This window comes from Bradyrhizobium sp. INPA03-11B (genome assembly GCF_040446015.1).
In the GTDB taxonomy this organism is placed as follows: Bacteria; Pseudomonadota; Alphaproteobacteria; order Rhizobiales; family Xanthobacteraceae; genus Bradyrhizobium; species Bradyrhizobium macuxiense_A.
Genome location: NZ_JASGSR010000102.1, coordinates 1 through 20,136, shown reverse-complemented (window position 1 = coordinate 20,136; position 20,136 = coordinate 1). Strand labels below are relative to the sequence as shown.

At 65.5% G+C, this 20,136-nt stretch carries 17 protein-coding genes; 14 read left to right on the top strand and 3 right to left on the bottom strand.

Features of this window, described 5'->3' with window-relative positions; all coding sequences use genetic code 11:
* Positions 1-54: 54 nt before the first annotated feature.
* Positions 55-2,289 carry an adenylate/guanylate cyclase domain-containing protein gene (locus QMZ05_RS31160; protein ID WP_353704233.1) on the top strand — a complete coding sequence of 745 codons (2,235 nt, stop codon included), beginning with the start codon at positions 55-57 and terminating at the stop codon, positions 2,287-2,289.
* A 183-nt stretch (positions 2,290-2,472) separates the two neighbouring features.
* Here the strand turns inward: QMZ05_RS31160 and QMZ05_RS31155 are convergent, their stop codons facing one another.
* Positions 2,473-4,080 (bottom strand): ABC transporter substrate-binding protein, encoded by a 1,608-nt coding sequence (locus tag QMZ05_RS31155; protein ID WP_353704232.1) that lies wholly within the window; start codon positions 4,078-4,080, stop codon positions 2,473-2,475.
* 243 nt (positions 4,081-4,323) lie between these two features.
* Between QMZ05_RS31155 and QMZ05_RS31150 the strand changes: the two genes are divergently transcribed.
* From QMZ05_RS31150 to QMZ05_RS31120, 7 genes are all read left to right on the top strand, one after another.
* Entirely contained in the window at positions 4,324-5,943 is a 1,620-nt protein-coding gene (locus tag QMZ05_RS31150; RefSeq protein ID WP_353704238.1) for an ABC transporter substrate-binding protein, read from the top strand.
* A gap of 201 nt (positions 5,944-6,144) precedes the next feature.
* On the top strand, positions 6,145-7,098 hold the full coding sequence (locus QMZ05_RS31145) for an ABC transporter permease (RefSeq protein WP_353704231.1): 954 nt from the start codon (positions 6,145-6,147) through the stop codon (positions 7,096-7,098).
* Between the two features lie 2 nt (positions 7,099-7,100).
* Positions 7,101-7,988: an ABC transporter permease gene (locus QMZ05_RS31140; RefSeq protein WP_353704230.1), complete on the top strand. Its 888-nt coding sequence runs from the start codon at positions 7,101-7,103 to the stop codon at positions 7,986-7,988.
* A 3-nt stretch (positions 7,989-7,991) separates the two neighbouring features.
* Positions 7,992-9,065: an oligopeptide/dipeptide ABC transporter ATP-binding protein gene (locus tag QMZ05_RS31135; protein WP_353704229.1), complete on the top strand. Its 1,074-nt coding sequence runs from the start codon at positions 7,992-7,994 to the stop codon at positions 9,063-9,065.
* Entirely contained in the window at positions 9,062-9,259 is a 198-nt protein-coding gene (locus QMZ05_RS31130) for a hypothetical protein (protein ID WP_353704228.1), read from the top strand. Before QMZ05_RS31135 ends, QMZ05_RS31130 begins: the two co-directional genes overlap by 4 nt.
* Positions 9,256-10,668: an amidase gene (locus tag QMZ05_RS31125; RefSeq protein ID WP_353704227.1), complete on the top strand. Its 1,413-nt coding sequence runs from the start codon at positions 9,256-9,258 to the stop codon at positions 10,666-10,668. Before QMZ05_RS31130 ends, QMZ05_RS31125 begins: the two co-directional genes overlap by 4 nt.
* Complete coding sequence (locus tag QMZ05_RS31120) at positions 10,665-11,642, top strand: ABC transporter ATP-binding protein (RefSeq protein WP_353704226.1); 978 nt, start codon at positions 10,665-10,667, stop codon at positions 11,640-11,642. Before QMZ05_RS31125 ends, QMZ05_RS31120 begins: the two co-directional genes overlap by 4 nt.
* Here QMZ05_RS31120 and QMZ05_RS31115 read toward each other — a convergent pair.
* Positions 11,639-12,547, bottom strand: a complete 909-nt coding sequence (locus tag QMZ05_RS31115; protein ID WP_353704225.1) for a LysR substrate-binding domain-containing protein — start codon at positions 12,545-12,547, stop codon at positions 11,639-11,641. The two genes, QMZ05_RS31120 and QMZ05_RS31115, sit on opposite strands and share 4 nt — an antisense overlap.
* Before the next feature lie 109 nt (positions 12,548-12,656).
* On the opposite strand from QMZ05_RS31115, the gene QMZ05_RS31110 reads away from it, so the two are divergent.
* The 3 genes from QMZ05_RS31110 (at position 12,657) to QMZ05_RS31100 (ending at position 16,671) form a co-directional block, all read left to right on the top strand.
* Positions 12,657-13,427: an acyl-CoA thioesterase domain-containing protein gene (locus QMZ05_RS31110; protein ID WP_353704224.1), complete on the top strand. Its 771-nt coding sequence runs from the start codon at positions 12,657-12,659 to the stop codon at positions 13,425-13,427.
* A 173-nt stretch (positions 13,428-13,600) separates the two neighbouring features.
* Positions 13,601-15,352 carry a type I secretion system permease/ATPase gene (locus QMZ05_RS31105; RefSeq protein WP_353704223.1) on the top strand — a complete coding sequence of 584 codons (1,752 nt, stop codon included), beginning with the start codon at positions 13,601-13,603 and terminating at the stop codon, positions 15,350-15,352.
* Positions 15,349-16,671: an HlyD family type I secretion periplasmic adaptor subunit gene (locus QMZ05_RS31100; protein WP_353704222.1), complete on the top strand. Its 1,323-nt coding sequence runs from the start codon at positions 15,349-15,351 to the stop codon at positions 16,669-16,671. Before QMZ05_RS31105 ends, QMZ05_RS31100 begins: the two co-directional genes overlap by 4 nt.
* A gap of 154 nt (positions 16,672-16,825) precedes the next feature.
* Here the strand turns inward: QMZ05_RS31100 and QMZ05_RS31095 are convergent, their stop codons facing one another.
* Positions 16,826-17,308: a CinA family protein gene (locus tag QMZ05_RS31095; RefSeq protein ID WP_353704221.1), complete on the bottom strand. Its 483-nt coding sequence runs from the start codon at positions 17,306-17,308 to the stop codon at positions 16,826-16,828.
* Positions 17,309-17,493: 185 nt separating this feature from the next.
* Between QMZ05_RS31095 and QMZ05_RS31090 the strand changes: the two genes are divergently transcribed.
* The 3 genes from QMZ05_RS31090 to QMZ05_RS31080 form a co-directional block, all read left to right on the top strand.
* Positions 17,494-18,609 (top strand): amidohydrolase family protein, encoded by a 1,116-nt coding sequence (locus QMZ05_RS31090; RefSeq protein WP_353704220.1) that lies wholly within the window; start codon positions 17,494-17,496, stop codon positions 18,607-18,609.
* A gap of 15 nt (positions 18,610-18,624) precedes the next feature.
* Entirely contained in the window at positions 18,625-19,734 is a 1,110-nt protein-coding gene (locus QMZ05_RS31085; RefSeq protein ID WP_353704219.1) for an amidohydrolase family protein, read from the top strand.
* 53 nt (positions 19,735-19,787) lie between these two features.
* Positions 19,788-20,136 (top strand): Rieske (2Fe-2S) protein (locus tag QMZ05_RS31080; RefSeq protein WP_353704218.1); only part of this gene is annotated, 349 nt, incomplete at its 3' end.

Here is a 20,136-nt window from a genome sequence, read left to right as displayed (position 1 = left end):
ACCGCGCATGCCTGCTCGATTGGAACAACCCTCCGCGCGTGATATCCAGACGCCATGAAACGGCTGAAGGCGATACGAAGGTGGTTCGGACGGCGCTTCGGCTATGCGCGGCTGGCCTGCGTGGCGCTGTTGGTCGGCTTTGCCGCGCTGCGGGCCGTCGATCCGGCCCCGGTGCAGGAGGTCCGCGTCAGGACGTTCGATACCTTCCAGGTGCTCGAACCCCGCCAGAAGACCGCGCGGCCCGTCACCATCGTCGATATCGACGAGAGGAGCCTTGCCGATCCCCGGCTCGGCCAGTGGCCGTGGCCGCGGACACGGCTCGCCGACATCGTCATCAACCTTACCCGGCTCGGCGCCGTGGTGATCGCGTTCGACGCGGTGTTCTCCGAGCCGGACCGTCTCAATCCCGATATTGCGGCCGATACGTTCAGCAGCCTCGACGAGGAGATGCGTGCCAGGCTGCGGCAGCTGCCGAGCAATGACAGCATTTTCGCCGACGCCATCAAGAACTCGCGCGTGGTGCTCGGCGAATCCGGCGGTCCCAATGTACGCGCCGACCTCAACGAAAAGCTGCCGGTCACCGGGCTTGCGATGCTCGGCGAGGAGCCGCAGCAGTTCATGTTCCAGTTTCCGGGTTTGTTGCGCAACGTGCCGGTGCTTGAGGAGGCCGCCGGCGGGCGAGGCCTGTTCACGATCAGGCCGGAACGCGACGGCATCGTCAGGCGGGTGCCGATGATGATGGTCGCGCAGGGCGTCACCATGCCGTCGCTGACGTTCGAAATGCTGCGGGTGGCGAGCGGCTCCGGCACCATCCTGATCAAGGCCGACAAGGGCGGCATCCAGAGCCTCGGCATCAAGGGCTTTGCGATCCCGACCGATCAATACGCCCAGCTTTGGATCCATTACGCCCGCCGCGACCCTTCGATCTATGTTTCGGCCGTCGATGTGCTGGATGGTCGGGTCCCGCCGGACAGGATCGCCGGCAAGCTGGTCCTGATCGGCACCTCCTCGGTCGGGCTGAACGACATCAAGACGACGCCGGTGACGCCGGCCATGCCCGGGGTCGAGGTTCACGCCCAGGTGCTGGAGAGCGCGCTCACCGGCGACGTCGTTTCGCAGCCGAGCTACGGCATTGCGATCGAATTCCTCGCCGCGATGATCATGGGGCTCCTGGTCATCGCCTTCGCGCCGAAATTCGGTCCGATCACGCTGGTCATCGTCGGCGGCATGTTCGCCTCGGTGCTGACCGGCACGTCCTGGTATTTCTATTCCCAGCACCGCCTCCTGATCGATTTCACCTATCCGCTGATGTCGACCACGGCGATCTATCTGACGCTGATCTTCTCGGCTTTCGTGCGCGAACAGCAGCAGCGCCGGCAGATCAGGTCGCAATTCGTGCAGTACATGTCGCCGGCGCTGGTCGAGCAGCTGGCGCAGTCGCCGGAGCGGCTCGTGCTCGGCGGCGAGGAGCGCGAGATGACCATCATGTTCTCGGACATGCGCGGCTTCACTACGATCTCGGAAACCTACAAGCGCGATCCGCAGGGCCTCACAGCGCTGATGAACCGCTTCCTCACGCCGCTTTCCAACGCGATCCTCGCCCGCAAAGGCACGATCGACAAATACATGGGCGACGCCATCATGGCGTTCTGGAATGCGCCGCTCGACGACAAGCAGCATCAGCTCAACGCCTGCGACGCTGCGCTCGACATGCTGGAGCGCGTCGACGACCTCAACCGTGCGCGCGAGCAGGAGGCCAAGGACGGCGGCCATGTCTATGTGCCGCTCAACATCGGTGTCGGCCTCAACACCGGCACCTGCGTGGTCGGCAATATGGGCTCCGACGTGCGCTTCGACTATTCGGTGTTCGGCGACAGCGTCAATCTGGCCTCGCGGCTGGAAGGGCAGTCCAAGGAGTACGGCTTCCCGATCATCGTGGGATCGAAGACCGCGCTTGCCGTGAAGGAGAAGTTCGCGATCCTCGAGCTCGACTTCATCATGGTCAAGGGCAAGAAGGAGCCCGAGGTGATCTATGCGATTGCCGGCCGCGAAGACGTCGCCGGGTCCGGCCGCTTCCAGCGGTTGCGCAACCTGACCATCGAGATGCTAGCCTGTTACCGCAGCCGTGACTGGGATGGCGCACTCGGTGCGATCGAGCGCGGCCGCAAGACCGATGAGGCGCAGACGCTGCAATATCTTTACCGCCTCTATGAGGCGCGCATCCGCGCCTTCCAGAAGGAGCCGCCGCCGGACGATTGGGACGGCGCCTTTGCGCTGACGACGAAATAGGCGCCGCAAATTCGGTGTCGTCCCGGCCTAGTGCGCAATTGCGCACGGGAGCCGGGACCCATGCGCCGCAGCCGGCGCAATGGGCAAGCGGCCAGACGGCTTCTTAACAACGCACATTGGTGGTTATGGGCCCCGGCCTTCGCCGGGACGACGATGGAAGGACCCGGACGACGGTAGAGAGATCTACTCCACCCCGATCTGCGTCAAATCCTGGAACCAGTGCTGCGCCTGCACGAAGGACTTCACCTTCGGCGACAGCGCATGCGGATTGGTGTCGTGCACCACCCACACCAGCGCGGCATCGTCGACGATCAGCGCGTGGGCTTGCGCCAGCAGCGCATCCTGTTTGGCGCTGTCGAAGGTCTGCTTGGCCTCGTCGATCAGCGCGTCGACCTTCGGATTCTTGTAGCCGCCCCAGTTGACGCCGGTCGGCGCCACCTGGCCGGAATGGAAGAACCGCACGATGGCGTAGAGCGGGTCCGACGTGACATAGGCGATGTTGTTGGCGGTGATGCCGGCGTTCATTTCGTCGGCCGCGCCCTTGCGCCAGTGTGAATACAGCGTCTCGAGCTCGACGACCTTGAAATCGATATCGATGCCGATCTCCTTGAAGCTCTGCTGCAGGAATTCGTTCATCGGCAGCGACAGCATCTGCCCGGTGCCGCCCTGGGCGATGATGAAGGTCGTCTTGAGCGGCTTGTCCTTTGAATAGCCGGCTTCCTCCACCAGCTTTTTCGCGGCCGCGAGGTCGTATTTCAGCTCGAAGGTCGGCTTGCCGAACCACGGGCTCGACGGGTCGACCTGGCCCTTGGCCGGCTTCGCCAAACCATTCATCAGGCCGACCACCGCGTCGCGGTCGATCGCGAGGTTGAGCGCCTTGCGCAGGCGGATGTCGCTCCAGGGCGAGCCGGGCAGCACGCTCAGGTGATAATTCCAGACATGCGGCGTCACGTTGTCGACGATCCTCATGCCGGCGGCCTTGAGCTGCGGCACGGCGTCGGGCGCCGGCGTTTCGATCAAATCGACCTGCCCGGCGAGCAATGCGTTGGTGCGGGTCAGCGCCTCCGGCATCGGGATCAGGATCAGCTTGTCGGCCTTTGCCAGCCGCTTCTTGTCCCAATAGTCCGGGTTCTTGGTCAGTTCGGCGAGCTCGCGCGGCACAAGCTTGGTCAGCTTGAACGGACCGGTGCCGGAGGGCTGGTTGGCGAACTTGTCCCAGTCCTTGCCGAGCTTGTCATATTGCGCGGGGCTCGAGACCAGGAACCAGAGCATCTGGTAGGGGAAGAAGGAATCGACCGTCTTGGTGGTGATCTCGACGGTGAAGTCGTCGATCTTGGCGTAGCTCGCGACCGAGGGCAGGCGGGTCTTGACCTGCGCGCTCTGCCGCTTGTCGAATTGCGGCGCCTTGTCGTTCAACACCTTGTCGAGATTCCAGATCACGGCGTCGGCGTTGAAGTCGCTGCCGTCGTGGAATTTCACGCCCTTGCGCAGCGTGAAGCGCCACTTTGTCTTGTCGCTGTCGTCGACCTTCCAATCGGTCGCAAGCCCGGGCACCAGCTTGCCCGGCCGGTCGGCAACGTCCATCTCCCAGGCGACCAGCGGGTCGTAGATCGTGTAGGCCGTGAACTGATAGGCGCCGGCGCCGCGATCGGGCTGGCCGGTCGTCAGCGGAATGTCGGCCATCGAAATGCCGTAGCGCACAATGGACTCTGCCTGCGCTGACTTGGCCGGCCAGCCCGCGGTCAGGGCGAGCGCCATTGCCGCCATCAGGATCGAATTGCGCGCACGCATATGAAGGCTCCGTTGATGAGAAGTCGGAGCCAAATCAAGCAAGCATGATGCCAGAATAGGCATCTTCGCTTCGCTGCGGTGCGAGGTGGGAAGAAATGACGCGCCCAACGGTATTTTGCTGAAGAACTATTCCCCTTGGCACAGGCATTGCATACGCTTGCCCAAGAAATAATCACCAAAACGTCACCAGACTTCGAAGGGGTTGCTCAGATGCGTAACAGGAAGACCAATGCGACGGCGTTCATGCTGGCGCTCGCGATTGCAGCCGGCGTGCCGGCGATCGCCGGCGCCGAGACCGTGCTGCGCATTGGCATGACGGCTGCCGATATTCCGCGCACGCTCGGGCAGCCCGACCAGGGATTCGAGGGCAATCGCTTCACTGGCCTGACGATGTACGACGCGCTGACGATGTGGGACCTGTCCTCGTCGGACAAGGCGAGCGCGATGATCCCGGGCCTCGCCACCGAGTGGAAGGTCGACGATTCCGACAAGACCAAGTGGATCTTCAAGCTGCGTCCCGGCGTCAGCTTTCACGACGGCTCGCCGTTCAACGCCGACGCGGTGGTCTGGAACGTCGACAAGGTGCTGAAGCAGGACGCGCCGCAATATGACGCGAGCCAGGTCGGCGTGACCGCCTCGCGGATGCCGACCTTGGTCTCGGCGCGCAAGATCGACGACATGACGGTGGAATTGACCACCAAGGAGCCCGACAGCTTCCTGCCGATCAATCTCACCAATCTGTTCATCGCAAGCCCGGCCAAGTGGCAGAAATTCTACGACAAGGCGGAAGGCGCCGATGCCAAGGCGAAGTCGCAGGCTGCATGGGCCGCGTTTGCCAAGGACGCGTCGGGCACGGGGCCCTGGAAGATGTCGAGCTTCACCCCGCGCGAGCGGCTCGAACTCGTGAAGAACGAAAACTACTGGGACAAGGCGCGGGTGCCGAAGACCGACAAGATGGTGCTGCTGCCGATGCCGGAAGCCAATGCGCGCACCGCGGCGTTGCTGTCCGGGCAGGTCAACTGGATCGAGGCGCCGGCGCCGGATGCGCTGCCCGAGATCAAGCAGCGTGGCTTCAATCTCTATTCCAACGAGGAGCCGCATGTCTGGCCGTGGCAGTTCTCCCGCGTCGAGGGCTCGCCGTGGAATGACATCCGTGTCCGCAAGGCCGCCAATCTCTGCATCGATCGCGAAGGACTGCGCGACGGCCTGCTCGCGGGACTGATGGTGCCGGCCACCGGCACGTTCGAGCCCGGACATCCCTGGCGCGGCAACCCGACTTTCCAGATCAAGTATGACAAGCCGGCCGCGCAGAAGCTGATGCAGGAGGCAGGTTTTGGTCCGAACAAGAAGCTCGTGGTCAAGATCCAGACCTCGGCGTCCGGCTCGGGCCAGATGCTGCCGCTGCCGATGAACGAGTATCTGCAACAGGCGTTGGCCGAGTGCTACTTCGATGTGCAGCTCGACGTCATCGAGTGGAACACGCTGTTCACCAACTGGCGGCGCGGCACCAAGGATCCGTCGGCCAACGGCTCGAATGCGATCAACGTCACTTATGCGGCGATGGATCCGTTCTTCGCGCTGGTGCGCTTCCTGCAGTCGGGCATGGCGCCGCCGGTCTCCAACAATTGGGGCTTCAACAACAATCCGAAATTCGACGAGCTGGTGAAGAAGGCTCGCCAGACTTTTGAGCCCGCCGCCCGCGACGCGGCGCTCGCCGAGCTGCATGCGGCCTCGGTCGACGACGCGGCCTTCCTGTATGTCGCCCACGACGTCGCACCGCGTGCGATGAGCCCGAAGATCAAGGGCTTCGTGCAGCCGAAGAGCTGGTTCGTCGACTTCTCGCCGGTCACGGTCGCGCCGTGATGCCGGCAACGTAATCGGTGCACCCTCTCCCCTTGTGGGAGAGGGTGGCTTCGCGAATGCGAAGCCGGGTGAGGGGTTGCCTCCGCGGACGCTTCTTCCCGAATTGATCTGACTGCATCCGCGGACAGAACCCCTCATCCGGCGCGCACGATATGCGCGCCACCTTCTCCCACAAGGGGAGACGGAAGAAAGAACGCAAACGTGCTCGCCTATACGTCCAGACGGATCGTCTACGTCATTCCGATCGTGCTCAGCGTGGCGCTGGTGTGCTTCCTGCTGGTGCACATCACGCCCGGCGATCCCTTGGTCGCGGTGCTGCCGGCCGATGCCTCGCAGGAGCTCGCCGCGCAATTGCGCACCGCCTATGGCTTCGATCGTCCATTGCCCGTGCAATTCGGCCTGTGGCTATGGCGCGCGATCCATGGCGATCTCGGCAATTCGATCGCGACCGGGCGGCCCGTCCTGTCGGAGGTGATGCGCGCGGTCGGCAACACCGTGATGCTGGCGATTGCGGCTGCGATGATCGGCTTCACGTTCGGCCTGCTGTTCGGGCTGATCGCCGGCTATTTCCGCGACACCTGGGTCGATAAGGTCGCGACATCAATCGCCATCGCCGGCGTCTCGTTGCCGCATTACTGGCTCGGCATGGTGCTGGTCATCATCTTCTCGGTGCAGCTCAACTGGCTGCCTGCGGTCGGCGCAGGCCCCGGCGGCTCCGGCGCCTGGGCGTGGGACTGGGAGCACCTGCGCTATCTGGTGCTGCCGGCGATCACCACCTCGGTGATCCCGATGGGCATCGTCACCCGCACCGTGCGCGCGCTGACCGGCGACATCCTGAGCCAGGATTTTGTCGAAGCGCTGCGTGCCAAGGGCCTGCGCGAGACCGAGGTATTTCGTCACGTCGTCAAGAACGCGGCGCCAACCGCGCTCGCGGTGATGGGCCTGCAGCTCGGTTATATGCTCGGCGGCTCGATCCTGATCGAGACCGTGTTCTCCTGGCCGGGTTCGGGCCTCTTGCTCAACTCGGCGATCTTCCAGCGCGATCTGCCGCTGCTGCAGGGCACGATCCTGGTGCTGGCGCTTTTCTTCGTGCTGCTCAATCTCCTGGTCGACATCGCGCAGGCCGCGATCGATCCGCGCATCAAGCGGAGCTAACCATGAGTGCGATGTCAGATACTGCATTGCAGGCCGCCCCCGCGAGCAAGGCGCGCGGCTATTGGGCGACGGTTGGACGCCGCATCCGGCGCGACAAGGTCAGCATGGCCTGCGCCGTCATTCTGGTGCTGATCTTCGCCTCGGCGCTGCTAGCGCCGTGGCTGCATCTCGCCGATCCCTATCAGGGCTCGATGATCCGCCGTCTCCGCCATATCGGCACGCCGGGCTATCCGCTCGGCACCGACGAGCTCGGGCGCGACATGCTGGCGCGGCTGATCTATGGCGGTCGCCTGTCGCTGGTGATCGGTATCCTGCCGGTGATCTTCGCCTTCGTGATCGGCACCTCGCTCGGCCTCGTTGCCGGCTATGTCGGCGGCAAGCTCAACACCGCGATCATGCGCACCGTCGATGTGTTCTACGCCTTTCCGTCGGTGCTGCTGGCGATCGCGATCTCGGGCGCGCTCGGCGCCGGCATCACCAATTCGATCGTGTCGCTCACCATTGTGTTCGTGCCGCAGATCACCCGGGTCGCCGAAAGCGTCACTACGGGCGTCCGCAACATGGATTTCGTCGAGGCGGCGCGCGCCTCCGGCGCCGGTCCCTTCACCATCATGCGCGTGCACATGCTCGGCAATGTGCTCGGCCCGATCTTCGTCTACGCCACCGGCCTGATCTCGGTCTCGATGATCCTCGCCGCCGGTCTCTCCTTCCTCGGGCTGGGGACAAAACCGCCGGAGCCGGAATGGGGCTTGATGCTGAACACGCTGCGCACCGCAATCTATGTCAACCCATGGGTCGCGGCGCTGCCGGGTGCGATGATCTTCGCGGTTTCGATCTGCTTCAATCTGCTCAGCGACGGCATGCGCAGCGCCATGGACATCAGGAATTAAGCCATGAGCGAAGCCAATCTCTCTGTCGATATGCTGGAGCCGGTCGCCGATATCGGCGGCACGGCGCAGCCGCTGCTGCAGGTCAGCGGGCTGACAAAGCACTTCCCGGTGCGCGGCGGGCTGTTCAGCCCGCGCAAGACCGTGCGTGCCGTCGACGACGTCAGCTTTGCGGTGATGAAGGGCGAGACCGTCGGCATCGTCGGCGAATCCGGCTGCGGCAAGTCGACCACGGCGCGGCTGTTGATGCATTTGATGACGCGCGATGCCGGCGACATCATCTATGACGGAAGGCAGGTCGGTCCGTCGCTCTCGCTGCGCGATCTGCGGCGCGGCGTGCAGATGGTGTTCCAGGACAGCTACGCCTCGCTCAATCCGCGCCTCACCATCGAGGAGTCCATCGCCTTCGGACCGAAAGTCCACGGCATGGCCGATGACACGGCACGGACGCTGGCGCGCGAGCTGCTCGGGAAGGTCGGCCTGCGGCCGGAGATATTCGCCAACCGCTATCCGCACGAGGTGTCGGGCGGCCAGCGCCAGCGCGTCAACATCGCCCGCGCGCTCGCGCTGTCGCCGCGGCTCGTGATCCTCGATGAGGCGGTATCCGCGCTCGACAAATCGGTCGAGGCGCAGGTGCTCAATCTGCTCGCCGATTTGAAGCGCGAATTCGGCCTGACCTATCTCTTCATCAGCCACGATCTCAACGTCGTGCGCTACATCTCCGACCGCGTGCTGGTGATGTATCTCGGGGAGGTCGTCGAGCTTGGTCCGGTCGATGCGGTCTGGGACGCGCCGGCGCATCCCTATACCCGCGCGCTGCTGGCGGCGATGCCGTCATCCGATCCCGACAAGCGCACCGAGGTGCCGCCGATCTCGGGCGATCCGCCCAATCCGATCGATCCGCCGTCGGGCTGCCGGTTTCACACCCGTTGTCCGTTTGCGGAGCCGCTCTGCGCAAACGACACGCCTAAACTCAGCGATCTCGATACAATAGGCCATCAAGCGGCGTGCTACATGGCCATTCCTGGCTCGGGGCACAGCCGCGCGCCGGCAAAAGCAAAAGGAGAAAACGCGGCATGACCAGACCCACTCCCAAGGACGTCAAGGTGATCGCGCACGTCGCCGACGTGCCCGCTGATGACGAAACCGCCACCCGCATCGCCAATTCGATCGGACCCGCATTCGACGGCTTCGCCCCAATCTCCGGCACGCTGCCCTTCGATCTCGAACCCGCGAGCTTCCTGCTGGCGCAGATCGCAAAGGTGTCGAAATGAGCTCTGATCCGGCCCTGATGACGCTGACCGCAGTCGCCAAGGCGATTGCCGACAAGAAGGTCTCCTCGCATGAGGTGACGCGCGCCGTGCTGCATCGCATTGCCGAGTGGCAGCCGCGTCTCAATGCCTATATGGCGATCGAATCCGAACAGGCGCTTGCCGCAGCCAACGAGGCTGATGCCGCGCTCGCCAAGGGCAGTAGCCGGGGCGCGCTGCACGGCGTGCCGCTGGCGCACAAGGACATGTATTACGAGGCCGGCAAGGTCGTGACCTGCGGCTCGCTGATCCGCCGCGATTTCGTGCCGAAGACAACAGCGACGGCGTTGCAGCGGCTGAAGGACGCCGGCCAGGTCCGGCTCGGCTCGCTGCAAATGGTCGAGTTCGCCTATGGGCCGACCGGCCACAATGTGCATTACGGCGCGGCGCGCAATCCCTGGAACACCGAGCACATCACCGGCGGCTCGTCGTCGGGCTCCGGCTCGGCGGTCGCGGCGCGCTTGACCTTCGCCGCGCTCGGCTCCGACACCGGCGGTTCGGTGCGGATGCCCGCGCATTTCTGCGGCGTCACCGGTCTGAAGACCACCGTCGGCCGCGTCAGCCGCGCCGGCGCGATGCCGCTGTCGCAGTCGCTCGATACCGTCGGTCCCCTGGCGCAGACCGCGGAGGATTGCGCGCTGCTGCTCGGCCTGATGGCCGGCGCCGACTCCGAGGATCTCACCGCATCGACGCAGCCGGTGCCGGACTACATGGCTGCGACCAGGCAGTCGCTGAAGGGTCTCAAGATCGGCGTCCCGACGGCATTCTACGTCGACGACCTCGACCCTGAGGTGGCGCGCGTCCTCGACGAGACGGTGGCGACGCTGAAGAAGGAAGGCGCCGAGATCGTCAAGGTCGAGCTGCCCGATCAGCGCCAGCTCAGCGCCGCGTCGCAGCTGGTGCTCGCGGCCGAAGCCGCCGCCTTCCACAAACGCTGGATGATCGAGCGGCCGCAGGATTACGGCGCTCAGGTCCTGATGCGGTTGCAGAATGGCCTGACCATTCCCGCGGTCACCTATCTCGAAGCGATGCGCTGGCGCGGCCCTGCGCTCTCCGCGCACAACGCGGCGGTCAGCGGTGTCGATGCCGTGATCGCGCCGTCGGCCCCGGTGCCGGCGCCGACCATCGCCGAGAGCGATGTCGGCAACGGTCCGGGTGCGGAGGCGGTGATCCAGCGGCTGACGCGGTTCACCCGTCCGGTCAACTATCTCGGCCTGCCGTCGCTCTCGATCCCCTCGGGCTTTACCAAGGCGAGCCTGCCGGTCGGCATGCAGCTGATCGGGCGCTCCTTCGAGGAATCGGTGCTGCTCCGGATCGGCGCCGCCTTCCAGCGCGCGACCGATTTCCACGCCAGGGTCCCCAAGCTCGCATGACCAACCTCGTCGAGATCAACAACCTCAACATCCGCTTCACCGGCGATCGCACGGTCCATGCCGTGAACGATCTCAGCCTGCAGCTCGGCGAGGGCGAGGTGTTGGGGCTGCTCGGCGAGTCCGGCTCGGGCAAGAGCGTGACCTTGCGCGCGTTGATGCGGCTGCTGCCGCGGAAACGCACGCAGATCTCCGGCAGCGTCAAGGTGCTGGGCCGGGAGGTGCTGGCGATGGACGATGAGGCGCTGTCCGCATTCCGCGGGCAGACCGTCTCGATGATCTTCCAGGAGCCGGCGCTGGCGCTCGATCCGGTCTACCCCATCGGCCGCCAGATCGCGGAGACGGTGATGCGTCACGAGGGCAAGAGCGAGCGCGAGGCCACGGCCCGCGCGCTCGAAATGCTCGAAGTGGTGCGGATCCCCTCGGCGAAGCGGCGCTTGGAGTCCTATCCGCACGAGATGTCGGGCGGCATGCGGCAGCGTGCGATGATCGCGCTGGCGCTGGCCTGCAAGCCGAAGATCCTGCTCGCGGACGAGCCGACCACCGCGCTCGATGCCACCGTGCAGATCCAGATCCTGCTGCTGCTGCGTGAATTGCAGCGCGAGTTCGGCATGTCCGTCATCTTCGTCACCCACGACATCGGCGTTGCCATCGAGATCTGCGACCGTGTCGCGGTGATGTATGCCGGCCAGATCGTGGAGCAGGGCGCCTTGCGCGACATCGTGCGCACGCCGGTGCATCCTTATGCGAAAGGCTTGTTGGCCTCGACCATTCACGGCGCGATGCGCGGCCAGCGGCTCGAAACCATCCCGGGCACGCCGCCCTCGCTCGACCATGCGCCGGCCAGTTGCTCCTTTGCACCGCGCTGCAGGTTCGCCGAGCCACGTTGCAGTGAAAACCTGCCGCCGAACGTGCAAGTCGCGCCCGGCCACCAGGCGCGCTGCGTCCTGGCAGAGCCGACGCCCGCCACGGTCTAGCTCGCGCGCGCCACCGCATCGGCGATCCAGCGCCGCACCGCGGCAATGCGGCGATCGCGTGCCTGCTCGGTGCGGGAGACCAGATAGATCGTCTCGTGCTGCGCTGGCTCGAACGCGAACGGTGCCACCAGCCGCTTGCCGAAGCCCGGCCGCGCTTTGATGAGCGGCGCCATTGCGAGTGCCACGCCGAGCCCGTGCTCGGCGGCTTCCAGCATCGCCGGCACGCTGTCGAGCCACAGATGCCCGCGCGGGGCGAGATACGGCAGCCCGGCCTCCTTCAGCCAGGCCGGCCACGCCCGCGGTTGCGTCGTGACGTGGATCAGCACCTCGCGCGACAGGTCTGCGGGCGTCCGAAGCCCTGCCTTGACCTGCGCCGGCGTGCAGACCGGCAATCCCCTGACCTGGACCAGCGGCTCGACCCTCAGCCCGGCGGCATGTTCCCGTCCGTAGCGGACTGCGACGTCGACACGGGAGCTGTTGAAGTCGGCATATTGATGGGTGGCCTCGATCCGCAGCGTCAGTTGCGGATGGCGACGCTTGAATTCCGGCAGCGCCGGCAACAGCACCGCGCTGGTGAAGAACGGCAGTGAGCTGATCCACAATTCCCCGCCGGTCTCGCCGCGTTGCCGCAGCATGTCGCGGCTCGCCTCGTCCAGCGTCGCCAGCGCCGCCGACACCTTTGCAAGGTAGCGTTCGCCGTCCGCAGTCAGCCGCACCGAGCGCGCGCCGCGGACGAACAGCCTGGTGCCGAACTGCTGTTCCAGCCCGCGGATCTGGTGGCTGATCGCCGACGGGCTCAGTGACAGGTCGCGGGCGGCGCGGCGGAAGCTGAGCTGCGTGGCAGCGCGCTCGAAGGCGAGCAGCGCCGCAAGCGGCGGGATGACCCGCGGATCAGGGGCATCCAATGGGTGAATCCTGTTCACCTCGAGTGATGAATGGCCTTTTGTCATGGCCGCTATTCTTGGATCAGATTGGCTAAACGCTCAATCCCGCTCACCTCAGGGACTGCTCGCCTTGGCCATCTTCGAACCTACAGCCACGCCGCATCGCTGGAGGCCCGCCGCGCTGGCGGCCGGGCCGTTCGCGGGCCTTCAGGGCGGCGCCGTCGCGAGCCTCCTGACCGCCGAGGTCGAGGCCATCGCCAATGCACGCAACTGGGGCACCGCGATCTCGGCGTCGGCCTGGTTCCTGCGGCCGACGCCGATGGCGGAGTTGCGTACGCAAGTGACGGTCGTGACCGAAGGCGGCCGGGTCAGCGTCGTCGACAACACGCTGTGGCCGGCCGATGAGGCGCAGCCCTGTGCGACCGTGCGGGTGACCTTGTCGCGCGAACGTGCGGTCGAGATCCCCGGCTTTCACTGCAGCGCAGCCGACCCGGTCGATCCCCTGCGCTTTCCGTTGCGCAGCCCGCATGCCGTCCATGGCCGCAGCTGGTTCATGGACGCGATGGAGGCCCGGGCCGACGGCGACGTGGCCTGGTTTCGCATGCATCATGACGTGATTGCGGATGCCGGCCCGCTGGCGCGGGTGCTCGGTCCGGCCGACTGGACCCACGGCATCGCGCGCCCGGTGCAGAACGTGGTGGCCGATCCCAATCCGAACCTCGCGGTGCAGCTGTTCAGGCCGCCGAGGGGCGCGTGGATCGGCGTTCGCGCCGAGGCGCGCTGGCGCCCGGAGGCGGGGCTTGGTGTCGGCAGCGGGGTGTTGCTCGATGTCGATGGCGAGATCGGCCGGGTCTCGATGTCGGTCGTTCTCGTGCCCTTTCCGGGAAGCGCTCCCGCCTGAAGCCCGGGTTCCGCGGCCGGTTAACCCTAATTATTCCGTCAACTGTCTGTGGGATCACAAAAATAGGCAACTAACCGTGCTTTGGTCGGCGCGAGTTGAAATGGACGGTGGTCGCAAACGTCTATACAACGTGGTGATCACGTAACTCTTTCGTTTTGCAGAGATCGGTTTTTATGGCAGTCGCGCCCGCTGTCCGGCGTTCCGAACTGGCTGAGGCGCTGCGCGCATGCCGCAGTGCCTTCATCGGCGTCGGCCTCATCAGTTGCATGATCAACCTGCTGTACCTGACAGGTTCGATGTTCATGCTGCAGGTCTATGACCGCGTGCTGCCGAGCCGCAGCGTTCCGACCCTGGTCGGCCTCGTCGTCATCGCCGCGGTGCTCTATATCGCCCAGGGCGTGCTCGATCTCTTGCGCGGGCGGATCCTCGGCCGCGTCGGCACCTCGCTCGACGAGGCGCTCAATGCGCGGGTGTTCGACACCATCGTGCGGCTGCCGCTGATGGCGGGCAATCGCAGCGAGGGCCTGCAGCCGCTGCGCGACCTCGACAATGTGCGTTCCTTCCTCGGCAGCATGGGCCCCGGCGCGTTCTTCGACCTGCCCTGGCTGCCGTTCTACATGCTGATCTGCTTCGCGTTCCACTGGCTGCTCGGCGTCACGGCGCTGGTCGGTGCCATCATCCTGGTGACGCTGACGTTGATCACCGAATACATGTCGCGCACGCCGGCCAGGGAAGCGATGTCGCTCGCAGCGCGGCGCAACGATCTCGCCGCCTCCAGCCGCCGCAATGCCGAGGTGCTGGTGGCGATGGGCATGGCCGGGCGCATGAACAAGCGCTGGAACGAGGCCAACGAGGAGTATCTGTCCGGCAACCAGCGCTCCAGCGACGTCACCGGCGGGCTCGGTGCGGTCGCCAAGGTGCTGCGCATGATGCTGCAGTCGGCGGTGCTCGCGGTCGGCGCCTATCTCGTGATCCACCAGGAGGCCACCGGCGGCATCATCATCGCCGGCTCGATCCTGAGCGCGCGGGCGCTGGCGCCGGTCGATCTTGCGATCGCGCATTGGAAGAGCTTCGTCGCCGCGCGTCAGAGCTGGCACCGCCTCAACCGCCTGCTGCAGCAGATTCCGGCACGGCCGGAGCAGACGCTGCTGCAGGCGCCGGAGAAGAAGCTCACGGTCGAAGCGGTGACCATGGTCGCGCCGGGCGACCAGCGCCCCATCGTGCAGGACGTCAGCTTCGCCGTCGAAGCCGGCAGCGGCGTCGGCGTGATCGGCCCGAGCGGGTCCGGCAAGTCGTCGCTGATCCGGGCGCTGGTCGGCGTCTGGGTGCCGGTGCGCGGCAAGGTGCGGCTCGACGGTGCCGCGCTCGATCAGTGGTCGTCGGATGAGCTCGGCCGCTATGTCGGCTATCTGCCGCAGGACGTCGAACTGTTCGCCGGCACGGTCGCGCAGAACATCTGCCGATTCGATCCCGAGGCCAAGTCCGACAGCATCATCGCGGCGGCCAAGGAGGCCGGCGTGCATGAGATGATCATCAAGATGCGCGAGGGCTACGATACCCAGGTCGGCGAGCAGGGCGCCGCGCTCTCCGCCGGCCAGGCCCAGCGCGTGGCGCTGGCGCGTGCACTCTACGGCAGTCCGTTCCTGATCGTGCTGGACGAGCCGAACTCCAACCTCGACAGCGAAGGCGACGAGGCGCTGACCCGCGCGGTGCGCGGCGCCCGCGAGCGCGGCGCCGTCGTCATCGTGGTCGCGCATCGGCCGATCGGCATCGAGGGCGTCGACCAGCTGCTGGTGCTGAAGGACGGCCGCATGCAGACCTTCGGGCCGAAGGAAAGCGTGCTGGCGCAGGTGCTGCAGCGCGCCGCCCCGCCGGTGCCGACGCCGATCAAGATCGTCGCCGATGCAGGGGCGGCCAAGTCATGAGCGGCCGCCTGAGCGATCAACCGCGCAACGCACATGCTTCGATCAGGAAGCACCTCGTGGTCGGCCTCGCCGTGGTTCTGGTGCTGGGCGGCGGCGTCGGCGGCTGGGCGGCGACGGTGCCGATCTCGGGTGCGCTGATCGCGCCGGGCTCGGTGGTGGTCGATACCAACGTCAAGAAGGTGCAGCATCCGACCGGCGGCGTCGTCGGCGAAATCCTGGCGCGCGACGGCGACACGGTGAAGGCGGGCGATGTCGTCGTGCGGCTCGACGAGACCGTCGTGAAGGCGAGCCTTGCGATCGTGGTCAAGACGCTGAACGGCCTCTATGCGCGCGCGGCCCGGCTCCAGGGCGAGCAGCAGGCGCTCGACAAGATCGCGTTTCCGCCGCAGCTCACCGAGCAGGCCAGGGATCCCGACGTTCGCGATATCATGGCGAGCGAAACCAAGCTGTTCGAGGTGCGGGTCAACGGCCGCACCGGCCAGAAGGCGCAGCTGCGCGAGCGCGTCACCCAGCTCAACGAGGAGATCTCCGGCCTGCAGGCGCAGGAAGCCGCCAAGGACAAGGAGATCGCGCTGGTGCAGCAGGAGCTGGTCGGCGTCCGCCAGCTCTATGAGCAGCATCTGGTGCAGCTCACCCGCCTGACCACGCTGGAGCGTGACGCGGCGCGTCTCGCCGGCGAACGGGCGCAATACATCGCCTCGCGTGCGCAGGCCAAGGGCAAGATCACCGAGACCGAGCTGCAGATCATCCAGGTCGACAAGGACATGCTGGCAGAGGTCTCGAAGGACCTGCGCGAGACCAACGACAAGATCGGCGAGTTCGTCGAGCGCAAGGTGACCGCCGAAGATCAGCTCCGTCGCATCGATATCCGCGCGCCGCAGGACGGCGTCGTGCTGCAATCGACCGTCCACACCGTCGGCGGCGTCATCACCGCGGGCGATGCGATCATGATGATCGTGCCGAAGGCCGACGACCTGTCGGTCGAGGCCAAGGTCAATCCGCAGGACATCGACAAGCTGCAGGTCGGCCAGAAGACGCTGTTGCGGCTCTCCGCCTTCAACCAGCGCACTACGCCCGAGCTCAACGGCGTCGTCACCCGCGTCTCCGCCGATACCACCACCGACCAGCGCACCGGGCAGAGCTATTACACCATCCGAGTCTCGATGCCGCCGGAAGAGGTCGCGCGCCTCGGCAGCGAGGTGAAGATCATCCCCGGTATGCCGGTGGAAGCCTTCGTCCAGACCGGCGACCGCACCATGCTGTCGTATCTGATGAAGCCGCTGAGCGACCAGTTCATGCGCTCGTTCCGCGAGAAGTGAGTTAGCGAGAGTATCTCTCCACACGTCGTCCCGGCGAAAGCCGGGACCCATAACCACCGCAGATCGTTACGACACACCGCTGCGGCCCCAGCGCTCTCCAACGCTGGCAGTTGTGGTTATGGGTCCCTGCTTTCGCAGGGACGACGGAGGAGATTTATTGCGCCAAATTCTTCAACAGCAACTCCAGCGCCGCCTTCGCGAACGCCTGCATGTTGGCCTGCCGGTCACCGCTTCCGGTCTCCAGCGTGATCACCTGCTGCTTGGGACCTGCGACCGCCATGCAGCTGTGGCCGGCGGCATCGCCGTAGCGGTTGCCGGTCGGGCCGGCGGCGCCGGTCTCCGACAATCCCCAATCGGTCGAGAGGCGTTCGCGGATCTGCCGTGCCAGCAGCTGCGCGTAGGGTTCCGACGACGAGCGAAGCCCGCGCATTGCGTCGTCCGGAATATCCATCAGCACGCGCCGCGCGTCGCGGGTGTAGATCACGCCGCCGCCGAGGAAGTAGGCCGACGCGCCCGGTACTGCCAGCAGCGATGCCGAGATCAGTCCGCCGGTGGACGATTCCGCGACCGCAATCGTCTGCTTGTTCGCGATCAGTTTGGCGGCGACCTGTTCGGCGATGGATGTGAGTGCGTTCATCGGCGCTCTTTCTCGTTGCGTGCCATGAAAATCCTGTAGGGCGTTCTGCCTTCCTAGCACACCACATCGGTCCCTGCCGAGTTGCGGATCGCGGCCCGGCCTGCTTGAATATCGGACAACAACCAGCCTGCGCTTCGCGCGTTATTGTGAGAGCGTACGCAGAGGAAACACGCCGAGGAAACCTGATGACGTCGCCGATCGCGGGCGGCGTGGATTGCGATCTGCATCCCGCCGTGCCTCACCTCACCAGCCTGCTGCCATACATGAACGACTACTGGCGCGACCAGGTGACGACGCGCGGCATGACCGACCTGATCTCGCAATCCTATCCCACCAATTCGCCGATCTCGTCGCGGCCGGACTGGCGCCCCGCACAGGGCAAGCCGGGGTCGAGCCTTGCGGACATGCAGAACCAGGCGCTCGACAGGTTCGGCGCGGCCTACGGCATCTGCAATCCGCTCTACGGCGTGCAGATGGTGTTCTCCGAGGACATGGCCGATGCGTTCTGCCGCGCGCTGAACGACTGGCTGGTCAAGGAGTGGCTCGACAAGGACGATCGCCTGCGCGGCTCGATCGTGATCCCGGTGCAGAGCATCGAGAAGGCGGTTGCCGAGATCGAGCGCTGTGCGCAGGACAAGCGCTTCGTGCAGGTGCTCATGCTCGTGATGGGCGACATGCCGCTCGGCAAGCGTCATTATTGGCCGATCTACGCCGCCGCCGAGCGGCTCGGCCTGCCGATCGGCATCCATGCCGGCAGCGCCTATCACAATCCGCCGACCTCGGTCGGTTGGGGCTCCTACCACATCGAGGACTATGTCGCGCAGGCGCAGGCGTTCCAGACCCAGCTCACCAGCCTGATCGTCGAGGGCGTGTTCGCGCGTCATCCGAATCTGAAAATGGTGATGCTGGAATCCGGCTTCACCTGGCTGCCGCCGTTCCTGTGGCGGCTGCACAAGTTCTGGCGCGGCGTGCGCATGGAAACGCCGTGGGTCGACCGCGCGCCGTTGGAGATTGTGCGCAGCAACATCCGCTTCTCGCTGCAGCCGGTCGATGCGCCGCCGGAACCTGACACCTTGAGCCGGCTGTTCGACCATATGCAGTCGGACGAATTGATCCTATTCTCATCAGACTATCCGCACTGGCAGTTCGACGGTGACGAGGTGCTGCCGCAGGGGTTGTCGCAGGATCTGGTGCGCAAGATCATGATCGACAATCCGCATGCGACCTATCCGCGCCTGAAGGTGGGGCATGATCCCGAAAAGTGGTCCCCGGTTTTCGGACAAGATCATGCCCAGAACTGAAGAGGAGACGACGCGATGAATGTGCAGATTCGGGAGCGCCTGGAAGCGGCATCGTCAACCGGCATCAAGACCGCGATTGCGGATTGCGACATCCATCCGGCGCGCGCGACCAAGGACGAGCTGTTCCCCTACCTTGAAAAGCGCTGGCACGCCCATCTCGAAACCTTCGGCATCCAGGCCTATCAGGGCATGATGGAAGGCCCGCCCTATCCGAAGGCGCAGCCCAACGCGTCGCGCCGCGATGCCTATCCGCCGGAAGGCGGCCCGCAGGGCTCGTCGCTGTCCTTCATGCAGAAGCAGCATCTCGATCCCAACAATGTCGCGCTCGGCGTGCTCAACCCGCTCGCCACCGGACAGGGGCTCCGCAACCAGGATCTCGCCGGCGCGGTCTGCTCGGCGATCAACGACTGGCAGATCGAGAAATGGACCAGCAAGGACTCGCGGTTGAAGGGCTCGGTCGTCGTCGCCAACGAGGACGGCGTGTCGGCCGCCGCCGAGATCCGCAAGCGGGCAGGAGACAAGAATTTTGTCCAGGTGCTGCTGCTGAGCCGCAATGTCGAGCCGCTCGGCCAGCGCCGCTACTGGCCGATCTACGAGGCGGCGCAGGAGGTCGGCCTTCCGATCGGCGTGCACGCCTTCGGCTTCGGCGGCAACCCGATCACCGCCTCAGGCTGGCCGAGCCACTACATCGAAGAGATGGTCGGCCATTCGCAGTGCCAGCAGACTGCGCTCGCGAGCCTCGTGCTGGAGGGCGTGTTCGAGCGCTTCCCGAAACTGAAGATGGTGATGGTCGAGGCCGGCTTCGGCTGGGCGCCGTCGCTGGCCTGGCGGCTCGACAAGGTGTTTGGGCGGCTGCACAGCGAGGTGCCGCATTTGAAGCGCAAGCCGTCGGAATATATCCGCGATCACATCTGGTGGACGACGCAGCCGATGGAGGACCCGGAGAGCCGCGACCATCTGTTCCAGACCATCGAGTGGATCGGCTGGGACAAGCTGTTGTTCGCGACCGATTACCCGCATTGGGATTACGACGAGCCGTCGCGCGTGCTGCCGGCCGGCGTCAGCGACGCCAACCGCCAGGCGTTCTATCTCGACAATGCGAAGCAGCTGTACGGCGTCGCATGATCCGAAAAAGTGGGAACCGGTTTTTCGAATCAGATCATGCGTGAGATCAACTAATGGCAAGGCATGTGATCGCTCCGGTGAACGAGTTGCCGCCGGGTTCGCGAAAATTCATCGAGATCGACGGGCGGCCGATCGCCGTCTTCAACGTCAAGGGCGAGTTCTTCGGCCTGTTGAACCGCTGCCCGCATCAGGGCGCGGCGCTGTGCGAGGGGCCACTGATCGGGCTGGCATCGTCGTCCGATCCCGGCGAGATCGAATACACCAAGCTCGGCGAAATCCTGCGCTGTCCGTGGCACGGCTGGGAGTTCGATATCCGCACCGGCCAGTCCTATTGCGATCCGCGCCGCTTCCGCGTGCGTGCCTATCCGGTCAGCGTCGAGCCGGGCACCAATGTGGTGAAGG

What these genes read in the sequence shown, in the direction of transcription:
- QMZ05_RS31085 (WP_353704219.1), top strand. Translation starts at nt 18,625, where the DNA reads ATGAATGTGCAGATTCGGGAGCGCCTGGAAGCGGCATCGTCAACCGGC.
- QMZ05_RS31155 (WP_353704232.1), bottom strand. Translation starts at nt 4,080, where the DNA reads ATGCGTGCGCGCAATTCGATCCTGATGGCGGCAATGGCGCTCGCCCTG.
- QMZ05_RS31090 (WP_353704220.1), top strand. Translation starts at nt 17,494, where the DNA reads ATGACGTCGCCGATCGCGGGCGGCGTGGATTGCGATCTGCATCCCGCC.
- QMZ05_RS31100 (WP_353704222.1), top strand. Translation starts at nt 15,349, where the DNA reads ATGAGCGGCCGCCTGAGCGATCAACCGCGCAACGCACATGCTTCGATC.
- QMZ05_RS31125 (WP_353704227.1), top strand. Translation starts at nt 9,256, where the DNA reads ATGAGCTCTGATCCGGCCCTGATGACGCTGACCGCAGTCGCCAAGGCG.
- QMZ05_RS31135 (WP_353704229.1), top strand. Translation starts at nt 7,992, where the DNA reads ATGAGCGAAGCCAATCTCTCTGTCGATATGCTGGAGCCGGTCGCCGAT.
- QMZ05_RS31130 (WP_353704228.1), top strand. Translation starts at nt 9,062, where the DNA reads ATGACCAGACCCACTCCCAAGGACGTCAAGGTGATCGCGCACGTCGCC.
- QMZ05_RS31095 (WP_353704221.1), bottom strand. Translation starts at nt 17,308, where the DNA reads ATGAACGCACTCACATCCATCGCCGAACAGGTCGCCGCCAAACTGATC.
- QMZ05_RS31150 (WP_353704238.1), top strand. Translation starts at nt 4,324, where the DNA reads ATGCTGGCGCTCGCGATTGCAGCCGGCGTGCCGGCGATCGCCGGCGCC.
- QMZ05_RS31105 (WP_353704223.1), top strand. Translation starts at nt 13,601, where the DNA reads ATGGCAGTCGCGCCCGCTGTCCGGCGTTCCGAACTGGCTGAGGCGCTG.
- QMZ05_RS31120 (WP_353704226.1), top strand. Translation starts at nt 10,665, where the DNA reads ATGACCAACCTCGTCGAGATCAACAACCTCAACATCCGCTTCACCGGC.
- QMZ05_RS31160 (WP_353704233.1), top strand. Translation starts at nt 55, where the DNA reads ATGAAACGGCTGAAGGCGATACGAAGGTGGTTCGGACGGCGCTTCGGC.
- QMZ05_RS31140 (WP_353704230.1), top strand. Translation starts at nt 7,101, where the DNA reads ATGAGTGCGATGTCAGATACTGCATTGCAGGCCGCCCCCGCGAGCAAG.